A 21,473-nucleotide genomic window follows, 5' to 3' on the forward strand; every position below is an offset into this window, starting at 1 on the left:
TCTTTTAAAAATAAGACCTTAGGGTTAATGTATGCTATGTTGGTGCAGGGTTGGCATGCTCTGTGCTTAGTGTTAGCCAGCGGCTAGCGGGTCGTAGGCAGATGCCTCTCGGCGTGCTACAACGATAGCCGGTTTGTTTAATAACTCTTTAATCGGTAGCTTACTGTCACAAGCTTAAGCCACGTTCCTACCGGAGGACACTATGTCAGCCAAGACTCTCGCGCTAATCGAAGAGCATGATGTTAAATGGGTAGATCTGCGTTTCACCGACACGCGCGGTAAAGAGCAGCACGTCACCGTACCGGCACGGGACGTGGACGAAGAGTTTTTCGAAAATGGTCAGATGTTCGATGGTTCCTCTATCGAGGGCTGGAAAGGCATCAACGAATCCGACATGATTCTTCGCCCTGAAGATGGTACTGGTTTCCTCGACCCCTTCACCGAAGACGCTACCCTGATCCTGCGTTGCGATATCATTGAGCCTGCCACTATGCAGGGCTATGACCGTGACCCGCGTTCTATTGCCAAGCGCGCAGAAGCTTACCTGCAGTCCACCGGCCTGGGCGACACCGCCTTCTTTGGCCCTGAGCCTGAGTTCTTCATTTTCGACGAAGTTCATTGGAAATCCGATATTCAGGGTTCCATGTACAAAATTACCTCTGATGAAGGCGCTTGGGCGACCAGTAATCAGGTGGAAGGCGGTAACTTAGGGCACCGTCCGCGCGTTAAAGGCGGCTACTTCCCGGTTCCCCCGGTTGATAGTTTCCATGACATCCGTGGTGCAATGTGTAACACCCTGGAAGCGATTGGCCAGACCGTTGAGGTTCACCACCACGAGGTTGCTAACGCGGGTCAGAACGAAATCGGCGTTAAATTCAACACGCTGGTGAAGAAAGCTGACGAAGTTCAGGAAATGAAATACGTGATCCACAACGTGGCCCACGCTTACGGCAAAACCGCGACGTTCATGCCGAAGCCGCTTGTTGGTGACAACGGGTCTGGTATGCACGTACACCAGTCGTTCTGGAAAGATGGTCAGAATCAGTTCGCGGGTGATGAGTACGCTGGGCTTTCCGAAATGGCGCTTTACTACATTGGCGGTGTGATCAAGCACGCCCGTGCTCTGAACGCCTTCACGAACGCCTCTACTAACTCGTACAAGCGTTTGGTGCCTGGCTTTGAAGCGCCGGTGATGTTGGCTTACAGCGCTCGCAACCGTTCTGCGTCTATCCGTATCCCATACACCGCTAGCCCGAAAGGTAAGCGTGTTGAAACACGTTTCCCTGACCCGACCGCCAACCCCTACCTGTCGTTCGCGGCGCTGCTGATGGCGGGTATCGACGGTATTAAGAACAAGATCCATCCTGGCGATGCCATGGATAAAAACTTGTACGACCTGCCGCCAGAAGAAGGTAAGTCAGTACCGACCGTTGCTAACAGCCTGGACCAAGCATTGGAAGCGCTCGACGCAGACCGTGCGTTCTTGACCGAAGGCGGCGTGTTTACTGATGACATGATCGATGCATACATCGACCTCAAGATGGAAGAAGTGGAGCGCATTCGCATGACCACTCACCCGATTGAGTTCGATATGTACTACAGCTGTTAAGAGCGATAGCTAAACGTATCTGCTAGTACCACCCCAGGGTGTGATTGGCCTAAAACCCCGCTTCGGCGGGGTTTTTTTATACCACAGGTTTTTTTATACCACAGGTTTTTTTATACCACAGAATAGTGAGTCGAAGAGGCCTGTTGGCGGGGAAAGTGTTGTCTGCAGTGCCGCACTGATGGGGTGATTATTTTTATTGTTGATGGGTCGCGTGCACTATAATGGTGCAATAGGTAGGCGGCTGACAGCACGGGCTGTGCCATAACAGCTCGCTACGCCCCTGTCTCCTGCTCATTAGCCGTGCAAACGGTCAATTGGCGCGCTTTTTGCAGTTTCTCTTTTATACGCTCGATTAACGCTATTTTTTACAGCGACGCTTCAGGATACGCCATGTACCAGCGCTTACTTGAACACCTCACCACTGCAGTCTTACTGCTAGATGGTGAACTCCGTGTTCGTTGGATGAACCCGGCAGCGGAAGCGTTGCTAGCGGTGAGTTTTAGCCGTGTGCAGGGCATTAGTTTAGACACGCTGTTAGGGGGCGATGAGAGTATTGATGATGTCCTCGCTAAAGCGCGAGATGCCTTTCATCCCTATACCCAACGCGAAGCACGTATTACGCCGCAAAACAGCGAGCCATTAACGGTGGACTACACCGTGACCCCGCTTTCAGCCGATGAATTGTTACTTGAAGTAGAGCCCCGTGATCGGCTGATGCAGATTTCCCGGGAAGAAGCGCTGACCACTCGGCAAGAGACAATCAAAGTGTTGGCGCGGGGCTTGGCTCATGAAGTTAAAAACCCCTTAGGCGGGATTCGCGGTGCTGCCCAGTTATTGGAGCGCGATCTGGACGATCCTGCACTACGTGAATTCACCCATATTATTGTGGAAGAGGTGGACCGGCTGCGAGATTTGGTCGACTCCATGTTGGGCCCCAATCGCATCGTCAAACATGAGCCGGTCAATATCCATAAAGTGTTAGAGCGGGTGCGAGCCCTGCTGATTGCCGAGCATCCGCATGTTGAAATCCGTCGTGATTATGACCCGAGTTTACCGGATCTTTCTGGTGATGAGTCTCAGATGATCCAAGCGGTGCTGAATGTGGCACGTAACGCGGTACAGGCCATGAGTGATGCAGCAACGCCCTCACCGGAGCTTACGTTGCGCACCCGCGCCCGGCGCCAATTTACGCTGGGCGCTGAACGCCATCGTTTAGTTAGTGAAGTGGGGGTTATTGATAATGGCCCCGGCATACCTGAAACGTTACGTGAAACGCTTTTCTATCCCATGGTTTCTGGGCGCGCAGAAGGTAGCGGCCTTGGGCTATCAATTGCTCAATCGATTTTGCACCAACATCAAGGATTGATCGAATGCGACTCACGCCCTGGACATACCGAATTTCGTTTACTGATTCCATTGGTTGTTAATTTCACCGGAGAAGCGTCATGACTGAGGCGACACAAACCGATGTGGCACGAGTGGTTATTGTCGATGATGACCGCGCCATCCGTTGGGTATTAGAGCGGGCCTTAGCGCAGCCAGATCTGGATATCGAGTGTATTGAACGCGCCGATACCGCGTTGGAGCGATTGTTAGAAAATCCACCGGATGTGCTGGTAACTGACATTCGAATGCCCGGCATTGATGGGCTGGATTTAATGTCCCGGGTGCGTGACGCACACCCTGACCTGCCGGTGATTGTGATGACCGCGCATTCGGACCTCGACAGTGCCGTGGCATCTTACCAAGGGGGCGCCTTTGAGTATCTGCCTAAACCCTTTGATGTGGACGAAGCGCTGGCGCTGGTGCGCCGTGCGGTCGCTCATGCAAGAGAGCGCCAACGCCCGGTCAGCGTGCCGGAAGGGTTAAGTGCTGAGATTATTGGTGAAGCGCCTGCTATGCAGGAAGTGTTTCGCGCCATTGGGCGGCTTTCCCACTCCCACATCACGGTGTTAATTAACGGTGAGTCTGGCACCGGTAAAGAGCGTGTTGCTCAGGCGCTGCACCAACATAGCCCACGCGCAGGCAAGCCGTTTATTGCGCTGAACATGGCGGCAATTCCCCGCGACTTGATTGAGTCTGAACTATTCGGCCATGAGAAGGGCGCGTTTACCGGGGCAGCGCAACAGCGCCAAGGCCGCTTTGAACAGGCTAACGGTGGAACGCTGTTTCTCGATGAAATTGGTGACATGCCCGCTGAAACTCAAACGCGCTTGCTGCGTGTGTTAGCCGATGGTGAATTCTATCGCGTGGGCGGCCATACGCCTGTAAAAGTCGATGTGCGTATTATTGCCGCTACCCATCAGAATCTGGAATCGTTAGTTGACGATGGGCGGTTTCGGGAAGACTTGTTCCACCGCTTAAACGTGATTCGCGTTCATCTGCCGCGGCTTGCCGAACGTCGGGAAGATATTCCGCGTTTAACCCGCCATTTCTTAGCGGAAGCAGCCAAAGAGCTGGCCACCGATATCAAGGTGTTAACGCCCGAAGCGGAAGCGCATCTTACCCGCTTGCCGTGGCCGGGCAATGTGCGTCAATTAGAAAATATTTGTCGTTGGCTAACGGTAATGGCCTCTGGCCGCGAAATTCTCATTGAGGACTTGCCCCCAGAATTGCGCTCGCTCAGCGCTTCGGAAGGCAGTGTTTATGGCGATTGGCGTTCCGCGTTCAGGGACTGGGCTGACCACGCGTTGGCGGAAGGCCACACCCACCTGTTGGAAGAAGCCGTGCCGGATTTTGAGCGCATTCTGATTGAAACGGCGCTAAAACATACCGGCGGGCGCAAAGGAGAAGCCGCCGAATTACTCGGCTGGGGGCGCAATACACTGACCCGTAAATTAAAAACGCTGCTGCCTGCGCTGGCAGATGATGCCTAACCGCCCCTTCATTTAACAAACAGCCTGTTAGTGGCCAATCTATTCGCAACCAATCTATTCTCAACCAACCTATTCGCAACCAACCTGTCAGCGGTTACTCTGCCGCTGGCAGTACAAATACAGCGTCTGCTAATGCAGGATCGGGTGGCTCACAGGTTTCTGTTGACCAGGGGAGTAAGCTGAAGGTGTGATCTACCCCCAGCCCATCAAGTTGGTGGGGCACACCATCTTGGTAAATTACATGGCCTAAACCCATTAAGCCAACGGCCAATTTACCCTCTAAGGCGGCGTCAGCCAGCCCTTCGGCCATCGCGACATCCCAGCTAAGTTGGGCCTGTAAAAAGCGCTTCATCATCGCGGGGTCGTCGTCACCCATTGCATGCTGGTCAAATACGTCTTTTAAGCGCATTTCATAGCCAGCGCTTGGCGGTAACGGTGCAGGTATATAGTGTCGCTGGTCGATAGGCACACTGCTGAAGCCGTCACGAGCTAAGCGCTGACGCAGTTCGGGCGTAATGTTTAGGGCGACCAAGGGAATCCGTTGAACACGCGCGAAATGGAGAATGGGTAAGTAAAGGTCAGCATCGAACCCCCAGTGCTCCCCCCAGCGGGACTGCTCCAGCAGCTCTTCTTCGGATAACAAGCCCGCAACCCAGTTATCAAGCACGGGTTGCGCTTCCCGGGGCAGCATTTCTAGCCCAATGACCATATCGTCACGCAGCGCGTAAAGCCCCGCGAGGGTATGTAACTGCCAGCGGTGGTGGTCAATGGCATCATGCTGCTCGCCCAATAGGACGACCTGATGCTGTACCGCTTGGGCTAAAATAGCGCTATTAGCAACAACATGTTGCGATTGCCACCACTGGCCAGGAAGAGGGCAACTACTAGCATGAGCCGCTAAAGGTAGCCAGCTTAGAGCCATGGCAGCAATGAAAGGATGGCGCATGAGCATAGAGTCCTAGCGTGCTTCTGCTTTAAGGCGATTGATCTCAGTCAGAATAGCTTCTGCTTCTTCCGTCAATGTGGCGTTAGCTCTCATGTCACCATTACGCGAAGCTTGCATTGCGGCCTGTAATTTACGCTCGTAATCTTGCTGGAGTTTTTTCTTAGGATCGCGTTTGAATAGACCAAACATGAGCATTCCTCTGTAGTTTGTACATTACTTGTATAGCTTTGTTTGGCGTATGTCGACTATTTGTTGTAACACTTCGTTAGCCAAAGTACGTTTGCGCTCCATGTTGAGCTAAATAGCGCGGCTTTAAGAGCGTTATTTTCAAAGGCATGGTTTTTAAAGAGATAGTTTTTAAAGAAATCGCTATTGAAGACACAGCGCTAAAAACCGCTCGAAATCGGCAAGTATGGTATCGAGACTGTTCTGCAGGCGATGGTCATCGTCAATCATGCGTAGTGAAAGTCGCTGACAGCGGGCATGCTCAATGACGGGGCCTGGCGGTACGACATCGTCTCGCCAGCCATGAATGATATGCGTGTGCTGTGCTTGCAGTGTGAGTGAGGTTTGCGGGTAGTCTGGCAAACCAAGCGCGGGGGCTAATAAAAAGCAACCGAGCACGGGTTCCTGGGCACTCACCGCTGCACTTAACCACCCGCCGAGACTGGAACCCGCTAAAACACAGTTAGCCAGCGTGTCGTTTCGCTGATCAATCACGCTAAGTAAATGCTCTAAACGCTTCTGCGGCTCTTTTAAGCCACGGTAGTCCATGACGACCGGTTCGCAGTTCTCAAATTTCTCAGCAACCCCTTTTAGCGCTTGTACTTTCAGGGCACCAGGCCCGCTTTCCAGGCCGTGTGAAAGGTAAATCGTCACCATGGTCATTAGCTACCTGCGGAGCGCTGAATAGCTTCGCCGCCTCGTTCAATATCTTCGCCTGCGCCGCGAATGGTGTTGCAGCCACTAATCAGTAGAAGTGTCACCATCATCAATACACTGATCGCTATTGCACGCTTCATCGAAAGAATCCTCATTAGCTGAGTGCTTGTAGAGCGGTTTTAGGTACGCTGTTATTAAAAATAATCGCTGCGGGCAGCTGATGCCATCAATTTCCCGTCGTTTGCGTGCTGGCTGGCCGTGCGATTTTGTCGCATGTGTCAGTTTTAACCATAAAATCGCTGCGTTTCGTGCTAGGTTAGGTGCTGGTAAAATATTTCAAGTGTTTGTTATTTATATGTTTTTTTGTTTAAAATGGCATTTGGCCTATTGTCTGCAACAACCTGACTACAGTCGTAAGCTTGTTACTCAAACTTTTAGCTGAGGACTAACCGCCAAAAGCGCTTCGCAGTAGCGTCAGCCACCATTGATAGTTAGCCATTATGGGTAAAAAAAGCGTGAGCAGGCTAATAGGTAATTAGGGAAGGCATGGAGCCATATTAGCAAAAGGACGTGAAAGGACATTTAGCCTGCTCACCCTTATCAGCGTAAGGAAACGCTGATCATCACTGCCAGGGAATAGCATCGATGCAAAATCACCATCTCGTGAGAGCGAGGTGGTTTTTTTGCGTTATTTAATTTTTTTTAACACTTTGATTCTTCTGGATATTTAACTTGTAAAGACTTTTTGAACAACTTTTGTATCAATAAGTGTGACATTTTGGTCTATCCTCTGGTGTAAACCAAAATTTAGCGGTTAGAAGACGTCAACGTAGCAGCCGCACACTTCCAGGGACAAGCGCTATGGCGATGGTATTGATGGTATGCATGTTTGTGCTGTTTCTAGGGTTTTCGGGAGTCGGTCTTTACATGATGTTCAAAACATCATTTATGACCACAATAGAGGACCGTGACGATATGCCTCCCGATATGTAGATAATTAAAACGATAGGCCATTAATTGATCACACCAAAAGCCACCTGCGTCTACGTTGGTGGCTTTTTGCTTTTATTGATACGCCGTTGAGTAACCGGTGACCGAGTTACCCCATCCAGTAAAGGCTCAGTAGCGCAAAACCATAGCCCATGGCTGCGCCGGCAATGACATCACTGACATAGTGCAGCCCAAGCCCCACCCGCGAAATGGCAATCAGTAAACTAAGGGGGATCACAATAGGTAGCAACCAGGGGGTATGGGCGGCCACCAATACGCTGAACATCACCGCATGCATGGTGTGGCCGCTGGGGAAGCTGTATTTGTCTCGGGCAGGTTCGCCGCAGTGGACGCCACCTAGGTAAGTGATAAACGGGCGTTCGCGACAGAGCCGCGTTTTTACCAGCTTATAAATAGCGACTGCGAACAGTGCGATGACGCTGTACTGCATGATTCGCCAAACGCCGTTAGGCTGTAACCAGGGCTGTGCTGCAATTAATAAGACCCAGACAGGCCAGTCTCCCAGCTTGCTTGCCGTCTGCAGCGTTAGCCGCCAGGGGCGATAAAGCGTTAGCTGTGTTACCCGTTGGCAAAGCTGCCATTCAAAGACATCAAGACGATCGAATACGACAAGCGGACGCGGACGCATGGTGAGTCTCCTGGGCATTTTGTAAATAGCGTAAGAACTGCTCTGCGATTCCCGGCCAGCTTTGCTCTAGTGCACGTAGGCGTGCGGTTCTACCTAGGCGGGCGTAGTCGGCAGGGTGCTGGCATAACGCGACGGCAGCCTGTTGAAAGGCAAGCGTATCGCCAGGGGGCACGGTGATGCCGTTGTGCCTGCTTTGAATCAGCTCAGCGCTGGCAGCGTGATGATAGGCCACGACGGCCAGCCCGCTAGCCATGGCCTCAGTCACCACATTTCCCCATGTTTCTGACTGAGAAGGGAAAATAAAAATATCGGCACTGGCATAGTGGCGTGCTAGTGCCTGTTTATTTATAAAACCGGTGAAGTGAGCATCAGGTAGCGCTTTCTGTAACTGAGCGCGGCCTGGACCATCGCCAACAATGACGTGTGCCATATCGGGGCGCACGTCACTCATGGCCTGCAACGTTTCTTGCAGCAATGCGAGGTTTTTTTCCGGGGCTAAGCGGCCCACATGCAGCGCGACAGGTTGATGTTCGCTGACTCCCCACTGTGCGCGTAGGGTGTTGTCGCGGTGGGCTGGGGAAAATATATCGCCATCAATGCCGCGTGAGAGCACCTTTACACCGCGGATATCCTGAGCGCGCAGAGCATCCGCCTGTTGCTGCGTAGGCACAAGGGTAAGGTCGCAGCCGTTATGGAAGTAGCGTAAATATCGACGCGTGGCGGCCGCTAGCCACGGCACCCCATAGTCATGGCAGTAGTGATCGAAATTCGTATGCCAGCCAGCCACTAGAGGTATGTTCAGTTGGCGTGCAGCCTGCCGAGCTGCCCAGCCGAGAGGGCCTTGGGTTGCTAGATAAATAGAGTCGGGGCGCTGCTTCTGCCAGAAACGGCGCAGTGTGGACGGTCTGGCAAGGCCAATCTGCACAGCGTTATACCCAGGCAGCGCTAATCGCCGAACCTGAAGCTCTTGGGATGGTTTTTGATATGGTTCTTGATACGGCTCCTGAGAAAGCCCTTGAGCAGCATTGACGGCACTGGCAGCCATGCTTGGTTTAGGGCGAATAACATCCACTGTTACCCCCAACCGAGTGAGTTCACGACATAGCCTATTTAAGGTATGCGCAACACCATTTATTTCTGGTGACCATGTTTCGCTAACGATACAGAGTCGCATGGGCGATCCATCCCTTTATCACGTTTTTACTCACTATTGTATGCACTGTTTCATTGACTATGCGTAGTGACAGTGACACTGCCAAGACAGCCTAGTGAACATAGGATGACAGGCCGCCATTTTTAATGGTGAAGCTCTCTAGTGAATGGTGAAGCCCCCTAGTGAATAGTGATGCCTTAGCAGATCAAGATGTCGGTCAGGTTGCACTTTTATGGTTGTCAAAAAAACGCTAAAAAAATAAAACTTTAAGAAGAATGACATATATCGGTTTTAAGGTGACTGACGACGAGGTAAACATATCCTCGATTGTGCCTTCGCAATGCACAATTAAAAGCTCAGTAGACAGCTTAAACATAATTTTTCGATTTTTATGATGACCCTTTTCTGACGCGTTTTGGGTTAAGTAGAAATTAAGTTAGAAGACTTCAGTGTCTGAATTTTCTTGCAACTAAAAGTGCTGGTAACAAGCGCTAACTACTTTAATGGGATCAATCATGTTTAAAAAGGCGACACTTGCTCTAGCTATTAGTGGTTTGTTGGGTGCCTCTGCGGCTCAAGCGGCAGTGGTTTATGACCAAGACGGCACGACGCTAGATATCTACGGCCGCATCGCCATGGGTTTTGAAGGCGGTGGCGAAAAAAATGGCGTTGATAATGGAGAAGAGTTCCGTAATTTCGGTTCTCGTTTGCGCTTTACGGCAGGCCATCAAATCAACGCAGACCTGCGCGCGTTTGCACGGGTAGAGTGGCGTTTTACTGGGGATGAACGCAGCCGCCCGGGCTTTGACGAGGTGCGTAATAGCTATCTGGGTCTTGAAAGCAAGCAGTACGGTACCTTCATGGCGGGTAACTATAACAGTTACTACGATAACTACGTGATGACACCGTTCGATGTTTATGTAGAGCGTGGCTATGAATTTGCCGGCGGTGGTCTTCAGGCGCGTGGCGACTCTCTGGGCTATAAAACGCCTGAAATCAATGGTTTCCAGGCTGTTTTCTCCGCAAAACATTTTTCTGAGCGTGGTCTCACAGAAGCGCAGCAGTCTAACGAAGGTAGCGTTATCGCCACCCAGGGTGGTGTCGTTTACTCGACTGGCCCCTTACGTTTCGCGCTTGGCTATGTAGAAGATTCCGTACGTGGCGGTGGCAATGGTGAAACACGTTTTGGTACCACGGCCGAGTACGAGATCAATGACGCTTTCTCTGCGCGTTTAGGTTATGAAACCCGTGGTGATAACGATAAGCGTGGAGGCGGTTTCGACACAGTAGGCCTAGGTGGTAGCTTTGCTACCGGCGCTTGGACCTTCTATCTCGATTATTACAACATTGACCTAGAGAATGCTGATAAGGATCGTGACGCTTGGGCAGCTGCGGCGCATTACGATGTTTCTAACAATTTTGATGTGTTTGTTGAGCTAAATGACGCTAATAAAGATGCCAATGATAACTTCGAAGATGATCTTTATTATGCAGTGGGTGCCCGCTACCACTTCTAAATGATAAATAGCTTCCTTAGCGCTTTAGTCACTTATTAAGATCGTTTTGCCGATGTGCTAAAAGCACATCGGCTTTTTGCGTTATGCGTTTTATTAAAATAACCAACATTCCTGGTAAGGCATACGCCTTGGTAATGTGTGGTTAGTCTAAGGGCTTCTTTGTCGCTGGCGTTTGGCGCTTTTTCTCGCGGCGGCGCTGCTTGGCTAATGCGTTGCCGTTAGCCAGCTCCTCTAAGTAGGCGATTTCTTCGTCGCTGAGTGGTTTGCGCGGTTGGTTTGTCATTGATATCACCACATTGTCAGGCCTTTCTAGCACGCTAACGATGAACGATGACATCAATATGAAAGGAGCCATTAAGATACGCTTTAGTCACTATGGGGGTGCGCTAGGGGAAGTCACTAACCAAGCGGAAGGGCTTGCGAGCCGTTTCTATGGATTGAAACGGCTCGGCGTACTCACATAGCCATGATGCTTTCAAAGCCTCCATAAATAAGGCGCTTGCCGTCAAATGGCATGGGGTTAACGTCGCTTTGTAAGCGTGGATCTTCCATGACTTTTGGCATAGCGACATCGCGTATCGCTTTGGAAGGCCACTCTATCCATGAAAAAACCATACTTTCGCCATCTTTTCGCTTAACCGCCAGGGAGAACGAGGTGACTTCGCCTTCAGGAACATCGTCTTCCCAGCACTCGACCACCCGTAGTGCGCCAAACTCTTTGAACACTTCTGCGGCGGCACGGGCGTGCTCAATATACTGAGATTTATTCGCGGTCGGCACCGCAGCGATGAAGCCATCGACATAGGGTGTGGCGTTAGTCTTCATGCGGTATCTCCTGGGGTTGCTTTGGGTGGCAGTTCTCGGGCGGGGCGTACTTCAATGCTGCCAAGCCGAGCTGGCGGGATGCGGCTCGCCAATTGCAGCGCCTCATTCAAATCGTGAGCTTCTAGTAGGTAGAAACCAGCCAGTTGCTCTTTGGTTTCGGCAAAGGGGCCATCGGAGATCAGTGTCTCGCCATCACGCACGCGCACAGTGGTTGCGGTTTCCGTTGGCTGTAACGGCTGCCCGGCGAGGTAGTTGCCGCTGGCGCTCAGGCGCTCGACCCCTGCAATACACTCCTGGTTGAGATCGTGCCACTCCTGTTCGCTCATGGCATTGATGATTTGCTCTTGGTAATACACTAGCGCAACGTACTTCATGGAGCGTCTCCTTCGGTGGCCAAGGGGCAGTTTTCTGACGAAACGTTAACCATCCAGCCGACGCCAAAGCGGTCGGTTACCATACCGAACCCAGGCGACCAGAAGGTGGCTTCGAAAGGCATGACAATCTTTCCGCCCTCCGCTAGCTGAGCAAAAGTGTGTGCGGCCTGCTCGATATCCCGATACTCCAGTTGAACCTCTACCCCTTGTGGCGGTGTATAACAGTCAGCCGCCATATCGGCACCCATCAAGCGGCGCCCACGTAGGTTCAGCGAGGCATGGATGATGCGGTCGTGAAGGGCGGGGGGCATGTGTTCAGCGGCGGGTGTTTCAGCGTAAGTCAGAAGGCATTCCAACTGGCCACCAGTGACATCGGCATAGAACTGCATGGCTTCACGGCAGGTGCCGGGAAAAGCGACATGCACGTTCATGGCATCCGGCACACGAGCAAGGTTACGGTGCTGCTCAATGCCGGCACCGGGCTCAAAATCCTCCAGCGAGAAGTAGCGCCGCAGCTCAAGTGTCACGTTGCCATCGGCATCTTGGGTGGGCCACTGCTGAGCCCAATGAATGGCCTCTTCCAGCGTTGGCGCTTCTAGTACGCTGTAGCCAGCAATGCGCTCACTGGGGGGCGAAAAAGGTCCTGGGATAACGCTGGGAGTACCCTTATCGAAGCGGATCAGGCAGCCATCGCTGGTTGGACGTAAGCCATCACCGCCTAAAAATACACCAGCCTCAGTTAAACGCTGGTTATAAGCGGCCATGTCGGCAAGCAGTTCTTGGGAGGGCATAACGCCGTTTTCGGTATTGGTATCGGCACGGCGAATTAGCATGAATTTCATTGAGAGTCTCCTGGATGATCCGAGGGGGTACTCTTACTAATCGTTTGGGGCGAGCGGAAATCGACATGGTCGGACTATTTTTTTATCACGTTTTTTATCAATGCTGTTTTAGCTCAGACAGCCGCCTGCGCAAAAAGCGCTTCTCTGGATCAAGCGTCGCCAGCACGAGCGCCTGCTGATAGGCACTGCGCGCTGCATCATATTGGCCTTGGCGGCGCAGTAAATCCGCTTGTGCCGCGTATAATAAGTGGTAGCGGCTCATTTGTGGGTGATGGACTAACTCATCGAGAAGCTGCAAGCCGGTTGCCAGCGCGCCATTCATGGCGATGGCCACTGCACGATTGAGTGCCAGAATGGGCGAGGCATTGTGGCGGCATAGCGCATTGTAGAGCCGCACGATTCTTCCCCAGTCGGTCTGTTCGGCGCTGCTAGCCTGTGAGTGTTCCGCGGCAATTGATGCCTGTAGGGTGTAGTAGCCGGTTGGAGTGAGCGCTAGTGCCTGCTCAAGCCATTCGATACCACTATTAATATCCTCTTGGTGCCACAAATCTCTGTTTTGTTCGTCCAGGGTGACTAAGTCACCCGCGCTGTCTTGGCGTGCATCGCGACGAGCATCATTAAGCCGCATCAGTGCCATCAACCCGAACACCTCGCCACTGGGTAGCAGCCTTGCTAACGCCTCACCGAGGCGCATGGCTACCTTCGTCAAGCTAACATCAACGACCTGGCTGCCCATGCTGCGTGAGTAGCCTTCGTTGAACACTAAATAGATCACCTGGAGTACATCCGGCAAGCGTTCGGGAAGTGCTTCGCTGTCAGGTACTGCGTAGGGGATGCGGGCATCGCGAATTTTGCGTTTAGCGCGTACGATGCGTTGCGCCAGCGTAGTGGGTTTCATAAGTAACGCACTCGCCACCTGTTCGGTAGTGAGGCCGCACATTTCCCGCAGGGTTAATGCCACGCGGGCTTCCATGCTCAGGCTTGGGTGACAACAGGTGAACAACAGGCGCAGTGCATCGTCTTGAATCGTCGCTGGTTCTAGATCCAGTGTCTCTTCGGCGGGTAACAGCAAATGAGCTCGGCGGCGTGCCGTGCTGCGTTGGCGAATTTGATTAACCCCACAGTGGTAGCCGGTACGAATTAACCAGGCTTGAGGGTTGTCGGGTGAACCGTTAATTGGCCATTGCTGAACCGCTGCCACAAACGCATCCTGCATTGCTTCTTCGGCAAGCTCAAAATCCCCTAGCAAGCGAATCAGAGTCGCCTGTACGCGCCGGGAATGATCGCGGTATAAGCTGTCGAGGTCATTACATTCTGTCTTCATAGACCAGTATTCATCATAGAGATCCATACGCTACTACCGGCAAAAATAGCTGAGCAGCGAGTTATTGTTATTAGCTCAAACGTAGCGCATGAAGTCTCCGATGATGTGCTTTTCTTATGCAAATTTTTCTTAAGTCGCGCTGTCAACCATCGGTGCGCTTTTGAGTGGTGCTGTTAAAAGGATGAAGAGCATCGCGGGGCACGTAGAAACGTAGTGCTTCACCTTCACGAACGGCTGGCTGGCCCGCGGTGCGAATCACCGTGGGTTGCTCGCTGTCGGCGAGATTAACGTACAGATGGCTTTCCGCACCTGCCGCCTCAAAGAGCATGAGTGTTGCGTCGATGGCTAGGTGTGGCGCATCGGGCGCGGTGAGGTGCATGTCATCTGGGCGAATGCCGAGGGTATCGGTGCCTTCGGGGAGGTGTTCCAGCATGCTGCTGTTTTGAGTACGCAGATAATCCAGCGGCAACATGTTCATTGCCGGAGAGCCAATAAATTCCGCAACGAACATGGTGGCCGGGCGGGCGTAGATCTCCATCGGGGTGCCAACCTGCTCAATTTGCCCGGCATTTAGCACGACCAAACGGTCGCCCAGGGTCATGGCTTCCAGCTGATCGTGGGTGACATACAGGCTGGTGGTTTTTAGGCGACGCTGTAGCTGTTTAATCTCCACCCGCATTTGCACGCGCAGCTTGGCATCCAGGTTGGAAAGCGGTTCATCAAACAAGAAGGCTGAAGGCTCGCGCACCAGCGCTCGGCCCATGGCTACCCGCTGGCGCTGGCCGCCGGAAAGCTTGCGCGGTTTGCGCTCCAGGAAGTCTTCAATCTCCAGCATCTTGGCCGCTAAGCGCACGCGTTTATCGATGTCATCTTTTTTGAAACCGCGGTTCTTTAAGCCATAAGCGAGGTTGTTGTAGACGGTCATGTGCGGATAAAGCGCGTAGTTTTGGAACACCATGGCGATATCGCGCTCAGCGGGCTCTAACTTATTGACTACCCGGTCGCCGATTTTGAGCGTGCCTTCGGTAATGGTTTCAAGCCCCGCGACCATGCGTAGCAGGGTCGATTTGCCACAACCGGATGGCCCGACGAGTACTACAAATTCGCCATCTTCAATCTGTAAGTCGATGCCTTTGACGGCGTGAACATCGCCGGTATAGGTTTTCTTCAGCCCTTCCAAGGTAATACTGGCCATCTTATTTCTCCGTCTCGGTCAGGCCTTTCACAAATAGGCGTTGCATAAACAGAATCACCAGTACCGGCGGCAGGGCGGCCATTACCACGGCAGCCATGACCAGTTGCCACTGGGGATTCTCTTCCGAAGTCATGCGCTGGATACCCATCACAATGGTGTAGTAGTCAGGGTCGGTGGTGATTAGTAGCGGCCAGAGATACTGGTTCCAACCGTAGATAAACATGATCACAAACAGCGCAGCGATATTGGTCACTGACAGCGGCATCAAGATGTCTTTAAAAAACTTCAGTGGCCCGGCGCCGTCGACGCGAGCGGCTTCGAGCATTTCTTCGGGAATGGTCATAAAGAACTGGCGGAACAGGAACGTTGCGGTAGCCGAGGCAATCAGCGGAATCGACAGCCCGGCAAAGCTATTGAGCATGTTGAGATCCGCAACGACTTGAAACGTCGGAATAATGCGTACCTCCACTGGGAGCATCAAGGTGACAAAGATCACCCAGAAAAAGAACATCCGAAAGCGGAAGCGGAAGTAGACGATGGCAAAGGCGGAAAGCAGCGAAATAGACAGCTTACCTACCGTGATCGCTATGGCCATTACAAAACTGTTCCAGAGCATCAGAGCGGCGGGCGGCGCACCGGCATTAGAGACGCCCGACTGCCACATCCGCGTATAGTTTTCGATTCCGTGACCGCCGGGCAGCAGCGGCAACGTGCCCTGTAGCAAACCCGACAGGGAGTGGGTAGAGGCAACAATAGCGACATACACCGGAAAAACCACCAGCGCGACACCAGAGATCAAAATAACGTGGGCAATTAGGTTTGCCCAAGGGCGGTTTTCAACCATTAACGTTCTCCCAAAGGCTTAGTAGTTGACTCGGCGCTCAATAAAGCGGAACTGGATCATCGTTAATGCCACCACAATAACCATCAGAATCACCGACTGAGCTGCCGAGGAACCCAGGTTGAGTCCCACAAATCCGTCGGCATACACTTTGTAAACCAAGATATTGGTCGACTGGGCCGGACCGCCCGCGGTGGTGGCATGAATAATCGCGAAGGTATCGAACATGGCGTACACCACGTTAACCACCATCAAGAAGAAGGTGGTTGGCGTGAGTAGCGGAAAAATAATCGTCCAGAAGCGCTTAGTCGGGCTGGCGCCATCAATGGAGGCGGCTTCAATCAGCGATTGTGGGATTGACTGTAGGCCCGCTAGAAAAAATAGAAAGTTATAGGAGATCTGCTTCCAGGCGGCGGCAAAAATCACCAGCAGCATGGCGTCACTTCCCGAGTTGCGGTGGTTCCACTGATAACCCACCATTTCTAGCATATAGGGAACAATGCCGATGGAGGGGTTGAAGATAAACCACCACAAAACGCCCGCAAGGGCGGGAGCAATCGCGTAGGGCCACACCAGCAGTGTGGTGTAGGTACTACGTGAGCGAATCATCCGGTTGACGGTGCTGGCCAATAATAGAGCCACCGTCATTGAAAGGAGTGTGGTACCGACGGCAAATACCGCTGTCACGGAGAGCGAGTTAAGATAAGCGCCATCGCGAAACAGGCGAGCGAAGTTTTCCAAGCCCACAAACGTCGAGCGCAGCCCAAAGGCGTCTTCGCGCAATAGCGACTGATACAACGCTTGGCCAGCAGGCCAGATAAAGAAAATCAGCGTCACAATCACCTGGGGTGCCAGCAGCGCGTAGGGCAAAAAACGACCAGGGTAGGTCATGCGTTTAGTTTGCATGGGCAGCTCTGCAAATGGTTAGTAAATATAAGCATCGACAAACGAAATCGCCGCCTACCCAGCAGGGTAAGCGGCGAAGTGAGTACTTATTTACTGGTTGGCGGCTTCAAAGTCACGGAGTAAATCATTGCCACGTGCCACTGCGTCGTCAGCTGCTTCCTGGCCCGATTTGCCACCGGTCATCACGGCTTCCATCTCTTCGGAGATAATGTCGCGAATCTGTACAAAGTTACCAAACCGCAGGCCCTTCGAGTTCTCGGTCGGTTCGTTTAGCGTCATCTGCTTCAGTGAAATATCGGCGCCAGGGTTCTCATCGTAGTAGCCCTGCTCTTTGCTCAAGTCCCACGCTGCTTGAGTGATGGGCAGGTAACCGGTTTGCTGGTGCCACTCGGCTTGTACCTCAGGCTGTGAGAGGTACTCAAAGAAGGCGGCAACGGCTTCATACTCGTCATCGGTGTGGCCTTGTAGTGCCCACAGGGTGGCACCGCCAATGATGGAGTTCTGTGGCGCGCCATCTACGTCGTCATAGTAGGGCTGCATACCGAAACCGACTTCAAAGTCAGAGTTAGCAGCGACATCCGCACGGGAAGCAGAAGAGCCGAAGAAAATTGCGCAGTCTTGTGAATAGAACAGCGGCTCTGAGTCAGGGCCAGAACCGGGGCCGCCCCACTTAAAGACATCCGCATCCTGCCAGGCCTTCAAGTTGTCCCAGTGTCGGGCAACCAGTTCGTTGTTGAAATTAAGCTCGGTTTCCAGGCCGCCAAAGCCGTTCTCTAATGTTCCTAGCGGCGAGTTATGCATAGCAGAGAAGTTTTCCAGCATCACCCAACTTGGCCATGAGGTAGTGAAACCACAGTTGGCCGCCCCAGAATCGACGATTTGGCGTGAAAAATCGGCCACTTCAGACCAGGTTTGTGGCGGCTGATCAGGGTCTAGGCCCGCTTCCTCAAACATGTCGCGGTTGTAGTACATAATCGGCGTAGAAGAGTTGAACGGGAACGACAGCATGTTGCCGTTGGTGTCGGTGTAATAACCAACCACGGCGGGCAGGAAGGCTTCGCGATCAAACGCGCGGCCATGCTCTTCCATCAACTCGTACACTGGGTAGATGGCGCCTTTGGCGTTCATCATGGTGCCGGTGCCGACTTCAAAAACCTGCAGAATATGCGGCTGCTCGCCCGCACGGAACGCCGCAATGGCGCCGGTCATCGTTTCGGTATAATTGCCGCGGTAGCTGGGTGTGACGTGGTAGTCGTCCTGAGAAGCGTTAAACTCCTCCGTCATTTCTTCAAGGATTTCACCAAGCTGGCCTCCCATGGCGTGCCACCAAGTCACTTCGGTCGCAGAATGGGCAGAAAGGCTAAACGTGGCCGTAGCCACCCCTAGGGCAAGCGCGTGCAATGTGAAACGAGACATAACGGCTCCTTGTGGGTCGTTCGCAGTACGTTTATTAAGTTTTTGGGTGCACTGAACAGTAGAAAGTGTAGATGACGTTTTCATGAATGCACGATGAACTCGACGTGACAGTCAACGTTTGGCTGTGCGTCGGCCTGCTTAGTAGGCAAAGGAGAGAGGCGGTGATAGGGTGATGTGAAGAGCCTAACTGACGAGAGCAGTATGACTGACGCGACCACATTACTGGCGAAGCTAGTATCGTTCGATACCACTTCCAGTGAATCTAATTTGGCCCTAATTGAATTCGTTGAGCACTATCTAGCCGATTATGGTGTGGCTTCAGAGCGGGTGATGAGCCCGTGTGGCAGCAAAGCCAACCTGATTGCCCGCGTAGGCCCTGACGCCCCTGGCGGAGTGATGCTTTCTGGGCATACCGACGTCGTACCGGTGGCCGGTCAACCATGGTCGAGTGATCCGTTTACCCTGCGTGATGGTGGCGATGGGCGCCTGTATGGGCGTGGTACCTGTGATATGAAAGGCTTTATTGCCTGTGCGTTAGCCATGGTGCCTACCTGGGTCAATGCGCCGCTGAAGCAGCCCATCTATTTCGGATTTTCTTACGACGAAGAAATTGGCTGTGTGGGCGCGCCGAGTCTTATTAAACGCTTTTACGAGCACTACTCCAGCACCGCCCACGTCATTGTTGGTGAGCCTACCAGCATGCAGCCGGTGGTCGCGCAAAAAGGCGCAACTAATCTGCGCACTAGCGTGATTGGCCAGGAGGCCCACAGTAGCCAAGTGAATCAAGGCACCTCAGCTATCCATGTTGCGGCAAGGCTCGTCACGTTCATTGAAGACACCATGGCGGCATTGGTGGAAGAGGGCCGCGTTGATGAGGCCTTTAATGTGCCTCATACCAGCCTGCACGTTGGCAAAATAAAAGGCGGCACGGCAATCAATATTATGGCGCGGGAGTGTCAGTTTGAGTGGGAAATTCGCCATCTGCCCACGGACACCTTCGATGAAATATACGCGCGCTTTGATGCCTATTGCGCCCAGCTAAGCGCTGAGCTGCAGGCTAAAGGCAAGCACGTTGAAATCACCACCGAGCCGCTAAACGTGACAGTGCCGGGCTTGGCCGACCGCGCAAACGACCAGGTACTTCGTTTAGCCAAAGATCATCTGCCACACGCCTGCTGTAATCATGCGGTCGCTTATGCCACCGAGGCCGGGCAGTTCCAAGGCCAGGGCTTGCAGACAATCATTCTTGGCCCTGGCAGCATCGCCCAAGCGCATCAACCCGATGAGTATATTGAGACGGCGCAGTTGCATGAGTGTACGGCGTTTATGCAGCGATTAGGGCAGGCGCTAGAAACACCCCATTCGGGATGATGGTTGCTAATTAGCCCGCAATATAAATAGCCCACAATAAAAAACACCCGCCAATATAAACTAGGCGGGTGTTTTCTTGAGACGCTTACGGACTGGCTGTTAGTGCTGATGCTGCTCTTCGTAAAGCTCTGCTTTCGCATGGCGCATCACATCTTCGCAGGCCTGCTGGCGGGCAAGTTGGGTCAGCAGCCGCTGAGTCACCTCAAACCCTTTTCCCAAACAGGTATCAACTTCGTCTCGGCTAACGTGGGGAGAGACGTTATAGTCGATTTTTACCGTACGGCCACTGCCTTCTAGTCGATCGGCGATTTGTCTAAGCCGCCAGGCGATTCGCTCTTTCCAGGTTGCTGATTCTACCGCGCCTTCGTTTACGCTAAACGTGCACTGCCACTCGGGTTTGTAAACCTTCATAGGAGAACCTCCACTGGGTTTGGAAAGAATGCTTGGTCGTGTGTCGTACTCCGTCTGTCTAATAATGTAGCTCTGGTACTATATCTAACTCTGTACCAATACCGAAACAAAACGTATACCTAATCTATAGCCCAAACAATACTGAGCCTTTAATATGACGCTTTCAACGCCTGTCATTTGCCCATGTGGCAGTGGTGCTGCATTTGCGGAGTGTTGCCAGCCTTATCACCAAGGTGCAACGCCACCTACGCCGGAAATACTAATGCGTTCGCGTTATACGGCATTCGCGTTGAATAGCTGTGATTACCTACTCGCCACTTGGCACGTATCAACGCGGCCAATACAGCTACTGCCCGACCCAGACACCCAGTGGAAAGCGCTTACGATTGTGACGGCACCGCCCTCAAATGAGAGGCAGGGCAGCGTACATTTTTTAGCCTATTTCCGTGAACAAAACCGCTGGCATGTGCTGGAGGAAAACTCACGGTTTGTGTTTGAAGACGGGCGCTGGTGGTATGTGGATGGCATGCCGACCATTGAACGCCTCAAACCCCGGCGAAACGAGCGCTGTCTATGTGGTAGTGGTCGAAAAATAAAGAGTTGTTGCTGTGAGTAGTATCAATACCGATGCCCAATGGTTCCTCTACTTACTTGAGTGCAAACGCGGCACCTACGTGGGGATTACCAATAACCTAGCGAAACGTTACCAAGCACACTGCGACGGTAAAGGCGCCCGCTATACCCGAGCGAATCCACCGATAGCACTGCTCGGCGCGCAACCTTTTGCAGATCGCGCCGAGGCCAGCCGCGCTGAATATGCGCTGAAGCGCCAAACGCCAAGCCGAAAACGTCAATGGGCCACTCAGTGGCCGGTTAGCGATTTTTCCGGCTCGGCGTTGGATAGGTAACTTGCGCCGCTGATCGAATGACCGGTCTACCGAACCACCGTCACGGTACACGCTGCCTGGCGTACAACATTGAGGGCGGTGGAGCCCATAAAGTGGTCGGGAAAGCCGGGGCGATTCGAGGAAATAATGATGCAATCGACGCCGTTGCGTTTGGCAAACTTGACCACCTGATGGGCGGCATTGCCTTCCACAATATGAATCTCGTAGTGCTCGTCGCCAATTTTCTTACGAATACCGTCCTTAATGCGTTGCGCGGTGGTTTCGCGGTAATCACTGGGCAGTGATGGTGCGATATAAGGGGGAATACGCTCCATTACCGAAATGATCTGTATGGTGCTGTCGTTGTCTGCCAGCTTACGTGCCACTTCGATTTTTTGCAGGATATTGGAGTTATTGTCTGCCGCCGTTGTGATTAGAATATTCTTATACATAAGAAGT

General features: G+C 52.6%; 24 protein-coding genes. 7 read left to right on the top strand and 17 right to left on the bottom strand.

All coding sequences use genetic code 11. The features are described 5' to 3' along the window. Positions 1 to 202: 202 nt before the first annotated feature. The 3 genes from glnA (at position 203) to glnG (ending at position 4,485) form a co-directional block, all read left to right on the top strand. Positions 203 to 1,609 (top strand): glutamate--ammonia ligase, encoded by a 1,407-nt coding sequence (gene glnA / locus IR195_RS01140; RefSeq protein ID WP_125744992.1) that lies wholly within the window; start codon positions 203 to 205, stop codon positions 1,607 to 1,609. Positions 1,610 to 1,999: 390 nt separating this feature from the next. Continuing rightward, the gene (gene glnL, locus IR195_RS01145; protein ID WP_125744994.1) at positions 2,000 to 3,058 is read left to right on the top strand and encodes a nitrogen regulation protein NR(II); all 1,059 of its coding nucleotides are present in this window, start codon (positions 2,000 to 2,002) and stop codon (positions 3,056 to 3,058) included. Continuing rightward, entirely contained in the window at positions 3,055 to 4,485 is a 1,431-nt protein-coding gene (gene glnG / locus IR195_RS01150; protein WP_125744996.1) for a nitrogen regulation protein NR(I), read from the top strand. The genes glnL and glnG overlap by 4 nt, the downstream gene beginning before the upstream one ends. A gap of 94 nt (positions 4,486 to 4,579) precedes the next feature. On the opposite strand, the gene IR195_RS01155 is transcribed toward glnG, so the two are convergent. The 6 genes from IR195_RS01155 to IR195_RS01180 all read right to left on the bottom strand — a co-directional run bounded on the left by IR195_RS01155 (position 4,580) and on the right by IR195_RS01180 (position 9,126). Beyond that, complete coding sequence (locus IR195_RS01155; RefSeq protein WP_125744998.1) at positions 4,580 to 5,431, bottom strand: ChaN family lipoprotein; 852 nt, start codon at positions 5,429 to 5,431, stop codon at positions 4,580 to 4,582. Positions 5,432 to 5,443: 12 nt separating this feature from the next. Then, positions 5,444 to 5,620 (bottom strand): DUF6435 family protein, encoded by a 177-nt coding sequence (locus IR195_RS01160; protein ID WP_125745000.1) that lies wholly within the window; start codon positions 5,618 to 5,620, stop codon positions 5,444 to 5,446. A gap of 180 nt (positions 5,621 to 5,800) precedes the next feature. Next, positions 5,801 to 6,313, bottom strand: coding sequence for a YqiA/YcfP family alpha/beta fold hydrolase (locus tag IR195_RS01165; RefSeq protein WP_125753391.1), 513 nt, complete (start codon positions 6,311 to 6,313; stop codon positions 5,801 to 5,803). A 5-nt stretch (positions 6,314 to 6,318) separates the two neighbouring features. Continuing rightward, on the bottom strand, positions 6,319 to 6,453 hold the full coding sequence (locus IR195_RS01170; RefSeq protein WP_125745002.1) for an entericidin A/B family lipoprotein: 135 nt from the start codon (positions 6,451 to 6,453) through the stop codon (positions 6,319 to 6,321). Between the two features lie 959 nt (positions 6,454 to 7,412). Beyond that, entirely contained in the window at positions 7,413 to 7,952 is a 540-nt protein-coding gene (locus IR195_RS01175) for a phosphatase PAP2 family protein (protein WP_206048538.1), read from the bottom strand. Continuing rightward, positions 7,915 to 9,126, bottom strand: a complete 1,212-nt coding sequence (locus tag IR195_RS01180) for a glycosyltransferase family 4 protein (protein WP_146942996.1) — start codon at positions 9,124 to 9,126, stop codon at positions 7,915 to 7,917. The genes IR195_RS01175 and IR195_RS01180 overlap by 38 nt, the downstream gene beginning before the upstream one ends. Positions 9,127 to 9,620: 494 nt before the next feature. Between IR195_RS01180 and IR195_RS01185 the strand changes: the two genes are divergently transcribed. Continuing rightward, positions 9,621 to 10,622, top strand: coding sequence for a porin (locus IR195_RS01185; RefSeq protein WP_125745009.1), 1,002 nt, complete (start codon positions 9,621 to 9,623; stop codon positions 10,620 to 10,622). Between the two features lie 142 nt (positions 10,623 to 10,764). Here IR195_RS01185 and IR195_RS01190 read toward each other — a convergent pair whose 3' ends face one another. From IR195_RS01190 to ugpB, 9 genes are all read right to left on the bottom strand, one after another. Next, complete coding sequence (locus IR195_RS01190) at positions 10,765 to 10,905, bottom strand: hypothetical protein (RefSeq protein ID WP_167457096.1); 141 nt, start codon at positions 10,903 to 10,905, stop codon at positions 10,765 to 10,767. Between the two features lie 173 nt (positions 10,906 to 11,078). Beyond that, positions 11,079 to 11,447 carry a DUF1428 domain-containing protein gene (locus tag IR195_RS01195; protein ID WP_206048539.1) on the bottom strand — a complete coding sequence of 123 codons (369 nt, stop codon included), beginning with the start codon at positions 11,445 to 11,447 and terminating at the stop codon, positions 11,079 to 11,081. After that, positions 11,444 to 11,821 carry a YciI family protein gene (locus tag IR195_RS01200; protein ID WP_206048540.1) on the bottom strand — a complete coding sequence of 126 codons (378 nt, stop codon included), beginning with the start codon at positions 11,819 to 11,821 and terminating at the stop codon, positions 11,444 to 11,446. Before IR195_RS01200 ends, IR195_RS01195 begins: the two co-directional genes overlap by 4 nt. After that, on the bottom strand, positions 11,818 to 12,663 hold the full coding sequence (locus IR195_RS01205) for a YciI family protein (protein WP_206048541.1): 846 nt from the start codon (positions 12,661 to 12,663) through the stop codon (positions 11,818 to 11,820). The genes IR195_RS01200 and IR195_RS01205 overlap by 4 nt, the downstream gene beginning before the upstream one ends. 97 nt (positions 12,664 to 12,760) lie before the next feature. Continuing rightward, positions 12,761 to 13,987, bottom strand: a complete 1,227-nt coding sequence (locus tag IR195_RS01210) for an RNA polymerase sigma factor (protein WP_193085211.1) — start codon at positions 13,985 to 13,987, stop codon at positions 12,761 to 12,763. Between the two features lie 142 nt (positions 13,988 to 14,129). After that, positions 14,130 to 15,182 carry a sn-glycerol-3-phosphate import ATP-binding protein UgpC gene (locus IR195_RS01215; protein WP_125745019.1) on the bottom strand — a complete coding sequence of 351 codons (1,053 nt, stop codon included), beginning with the start codon at positions 15,180 to 15,182 and terminating at the stop codon, positions 14,130 to 14,132. A 1-nt stretch (position 15,183) separates the two neighbouring features. Further along, complete coding sequence (gene ugpE, locus IR195_RS01220; RefSeq protein ID WP_206048542.1) at positions 15,184 to 16,026, bottom strand: sn-glycerol-3-phosphate ABC transporter permease UgpE; 843 nt, start codon at positions 16,024 to 16,026, stop codon at positions 15,184 to 15,186. Between the two features lie 18 nt (positions 16,027 to 16,044). Then, positions 16,045 to 16,929: a sn-glycerol-3-phosphate ABC transporter permease UgpA gene (ugpA, locus tag IR195_RS01225; protein ID WP_206048543.1), complete on the bottom strand. Its 885-nt coding sequence runs from the start codon at positions 16,927 to 16,929 to the stop codon at positions 16,045 to 16,047. Positions 16,930 to 17,019: 90 nt separating this feature from the next. Continuing rightward, on the bottom strand, positions 17,020 to 18,345 hold the full coding sequence (ugpB, locus tag IR195_RS01230; protein ID WP_206048544.1) for a sn-glycerol-3-phosphate ABC transporter substrate-binding protein UgpB: 1,326 nt from the start codon (positions 18,343 to 18,345) through the stop codon (positions 17,020 to 17,022). A gap of 201 nt (positions 18,346 to 18,546) precedes the next feature. Here ugpB and argE point away from each other — a divergent pair, with 201 nt between their 5' ends. After that, a complete protein-coding gene (gene argE / locus IR195_RS01235) occupies positions 18,547 to 19,716 on the top strand; it encodes an acetylornithine deacetylase (protein ID WP_206048545.1) in 1,170 nt (389 codons plus the stop codon). Between the two features lie 99 nt (positions 19,717 to 19,815). On the opposite strand, the gene IR195_RS01240 is transcribed toward argE, so the two are convergent. Beyond that, positions 19,816 to 20,127, bottom strand: a complete 312-nt coding sequence (locus tag IR195_RS01240; protein ID WP_125745026.1) for a hypothetical protein — start codon at positions 20,125 to 20,127, stop codon at positions 19,816 to 19,818. A gap of 154 nt (positions 20,128 to 20,281) precedes the next feature. Between IR195_RS01240 and IR195_RS01245 the strand changes: the two genes are divergently transcribed. Together IR195_RS01245 and IR195_RS01250 are read left to right on the top strand one after the other, a co-directional pair. Next, on the top strand, positions 20,282 to 20,743 hold the full coding sequence (locus tag IR195_RS01245) for a YchJ family protein (RefSeq protein WP_206048546.1): 462 nt from the start codon (positions 20,282 to 20,284) through the stop codon (positions 20,741 to 20,743). Then, positions 20,736 to 21,035, top strand: coding sequence for a GIY-YIG nuclease family protein (locus tag IR195_RS01250; protein ID WP_125745030.1), 300 nt, complete (start codon positions 20,736 to 20,738; stop codon positions 21,033 to 21,035). Before IR195_RS01245 ends, IR195_RS01250 begins: the two co-directional genes overlap by 8 nt. Positions 21,036 to 21,061: 26 nt before the next feature. Here IR195_RS01250 and IR195_RS01255 read toward each other — a convergent pair whose 3' ends face one another. Continuing rightward, positions 21,062 to 21,466, bottom strand: a complete 405-nt coding sequence (locus IR195_RS01255) for a universal stress protein (RefSeq protein WP_146942976.1) — start codon at positions 21,464 to 21,466, stop codon at positions 21,062 to 21,064. Positions 21,467 to 21,473: the final 7 nt, after the last annotated feature.

The organism is Vreelandella venusta, from assembly GCF_015689495.1.
GTDB classification, from domain to species: domain Bacteria; phylum Pseudomonadota; class Gammaproteobacteria; order Pseudomonadales; family Halomonadaceae; genus Vreelandella; species Vreelandella venusta.

Bases quoted from the DNA above. Each gene is read 5' to 3' on its own strand.
- glnA (WP_125744992.1), top strand. From the start codon at position 203: ATGTCAGCCAAGACTCTCGCGCTAATCGAAGAGCATGATGTTAAATGG.
- glnL (WP_125744994.1), top strand. From the start codon at position 2,000: ATGTACCAGCGCTTACTTGAACACCTCACCACTGCAGTCTTACTGCTA.
- glnG (WP_125744996.1), top strand. From the start codon at position 3,055: ATGACTGAGGCGACACAAACCGATGTGGCACGAGTGGTTATTGTCGAT.
- IR195_RS01155 (WP_125744998.1), bottom strand. From the start codon at position 5,431: ATGCGCCATCCTTTCATTGCTGCCATGGCTCTAAGCTGGCTACCTTTA.
- IR195_RS01160 (WP_125745000.1), bottom strand. From the start codon at position 5,620: ATGTTTGGTCTATTCAAACGCGATCCTAAGAAAAAACTCCAGCAAGAT.
- IR195_RS01165 (WP_125753391.1), bottom strand. From the start codon at position 6,313: ATGGTGACGATTTACCTTTCACACGGCCTGGAAAGCGGGCCTGGTGCC.
- IR195_RS01170 (WP_125745002.1), bottom strand. From the start codon at position 6,453: ATGAAGCGTGCAATAGCGATCAGTGTATTGATGATGGTGACACTTCTA.
- IR195_RS01175 (WP_206048538.1), bottom strand. From the start codon at position 7,952: ATGCGTCCGCGTCCGCTTGTCGTATTCGATCGTCTTGATGTCTTTGAA.
- IR195_RS01180 (WP_146942996.1), bottom strand. From the start codon at position 9,126: ATGCGACTCTGTATCGTTAGCGAAACATGGTCACCAGAAATAAATGGT.
- IR195_RS01185 (WP_125745009.1), top strand. From the start codon at position 9,621: ATGTTTAAAAAGGCGACACTTGCTCTAGCTATTAGTGGTTTGTTGGGT.
- IR195_RS01190 (WP_167457096.1), bottom strand. From the start codon at position 10,905: ATGACAAACCAACCGCGCAAACCACTCAGCGACGAAGAAATCGCCTAC.
- IR195_RS01195 (WP_206048539.1), bottom strand. From the start codon at position 11,447: ATGAAGACTAACGCCACACCCTATGTCGATGGCTTCATCGCTGCGGTG.
- IR195_RS01200 (WP_206048540.1), bottom strand. From the start codon at position 11,821: ATGAAGTACGTTGCGCTAGTGTATTACCAAGAGCAAATCATCAATGCC.
- IR195_RS01205 (WP_206048541.1), bottom strand. From the start codon at position 12,663: ATGAAATTCATGCTAATTCGCCGTGCCGATACCAATACCGAAAACGGC.
- IR195_RS01210 (WP_193085211.1), bottom strand. From the start codon at position 13,987: ATGAAGACAGAATGTAATGACCTCGACAGCTTATACCGCGATCATTCC.
- IR195_RS01215 (WP_125745019.1), bottom strand. From the start codon at position 15,182: ATGGCCAGTATTACCTTGGAAGGGCTGAAGAAAACCTATACCGGCGAT.
- ugpE (WP_206048542.1), bottom strand. From the start codon at position 16,026: ATGGTTGAAAACCGCCCTTGGGCAAACCTAATTGCCCACGTTATTTTG.
- ugpA (WP_206048543.1), bottom strand. From the start codon at position 16,929: ATGCAAACTAAACGCATGACCTACCCTGGTCGTTTTTTGCCCTACGCG.
- ugpB (WP_206048544.1), bottom strand. From the start codon at position 18,345: ATGTCTCGTTTCACATTGCACGCGCTTGCCCTAGGGGTGGCTACGGCC.
- argE (WP_206048545.1), top strand. From the start codon at position 18,547: ATGACTGACGCGACCACATTACTGGCGAAGCTAGTATCGTTCGATACC.
- IR195_RS01240 (WP_125745026.1), bottom strand. From the start codon at position 20,127: ATGAAGGTTTACAAACCCGAGTGGCAGTGCACGTTTAGCGTAAACGAA.
- IR195_RS01245 (WP_206048546.1), top strand. From the start codon at position 20,282: ATGACGCTTTCAACGCCTGTCATTTGCCCATGTGGCAGTGGTGCTGCA.
- IR195_RS01255 (WP_146942976.1), bottom strand. From the start codon at position 21,466: ATGTATAAGAATATTCTAATCACAACGGCGGCAGACAATAACTCCAAT.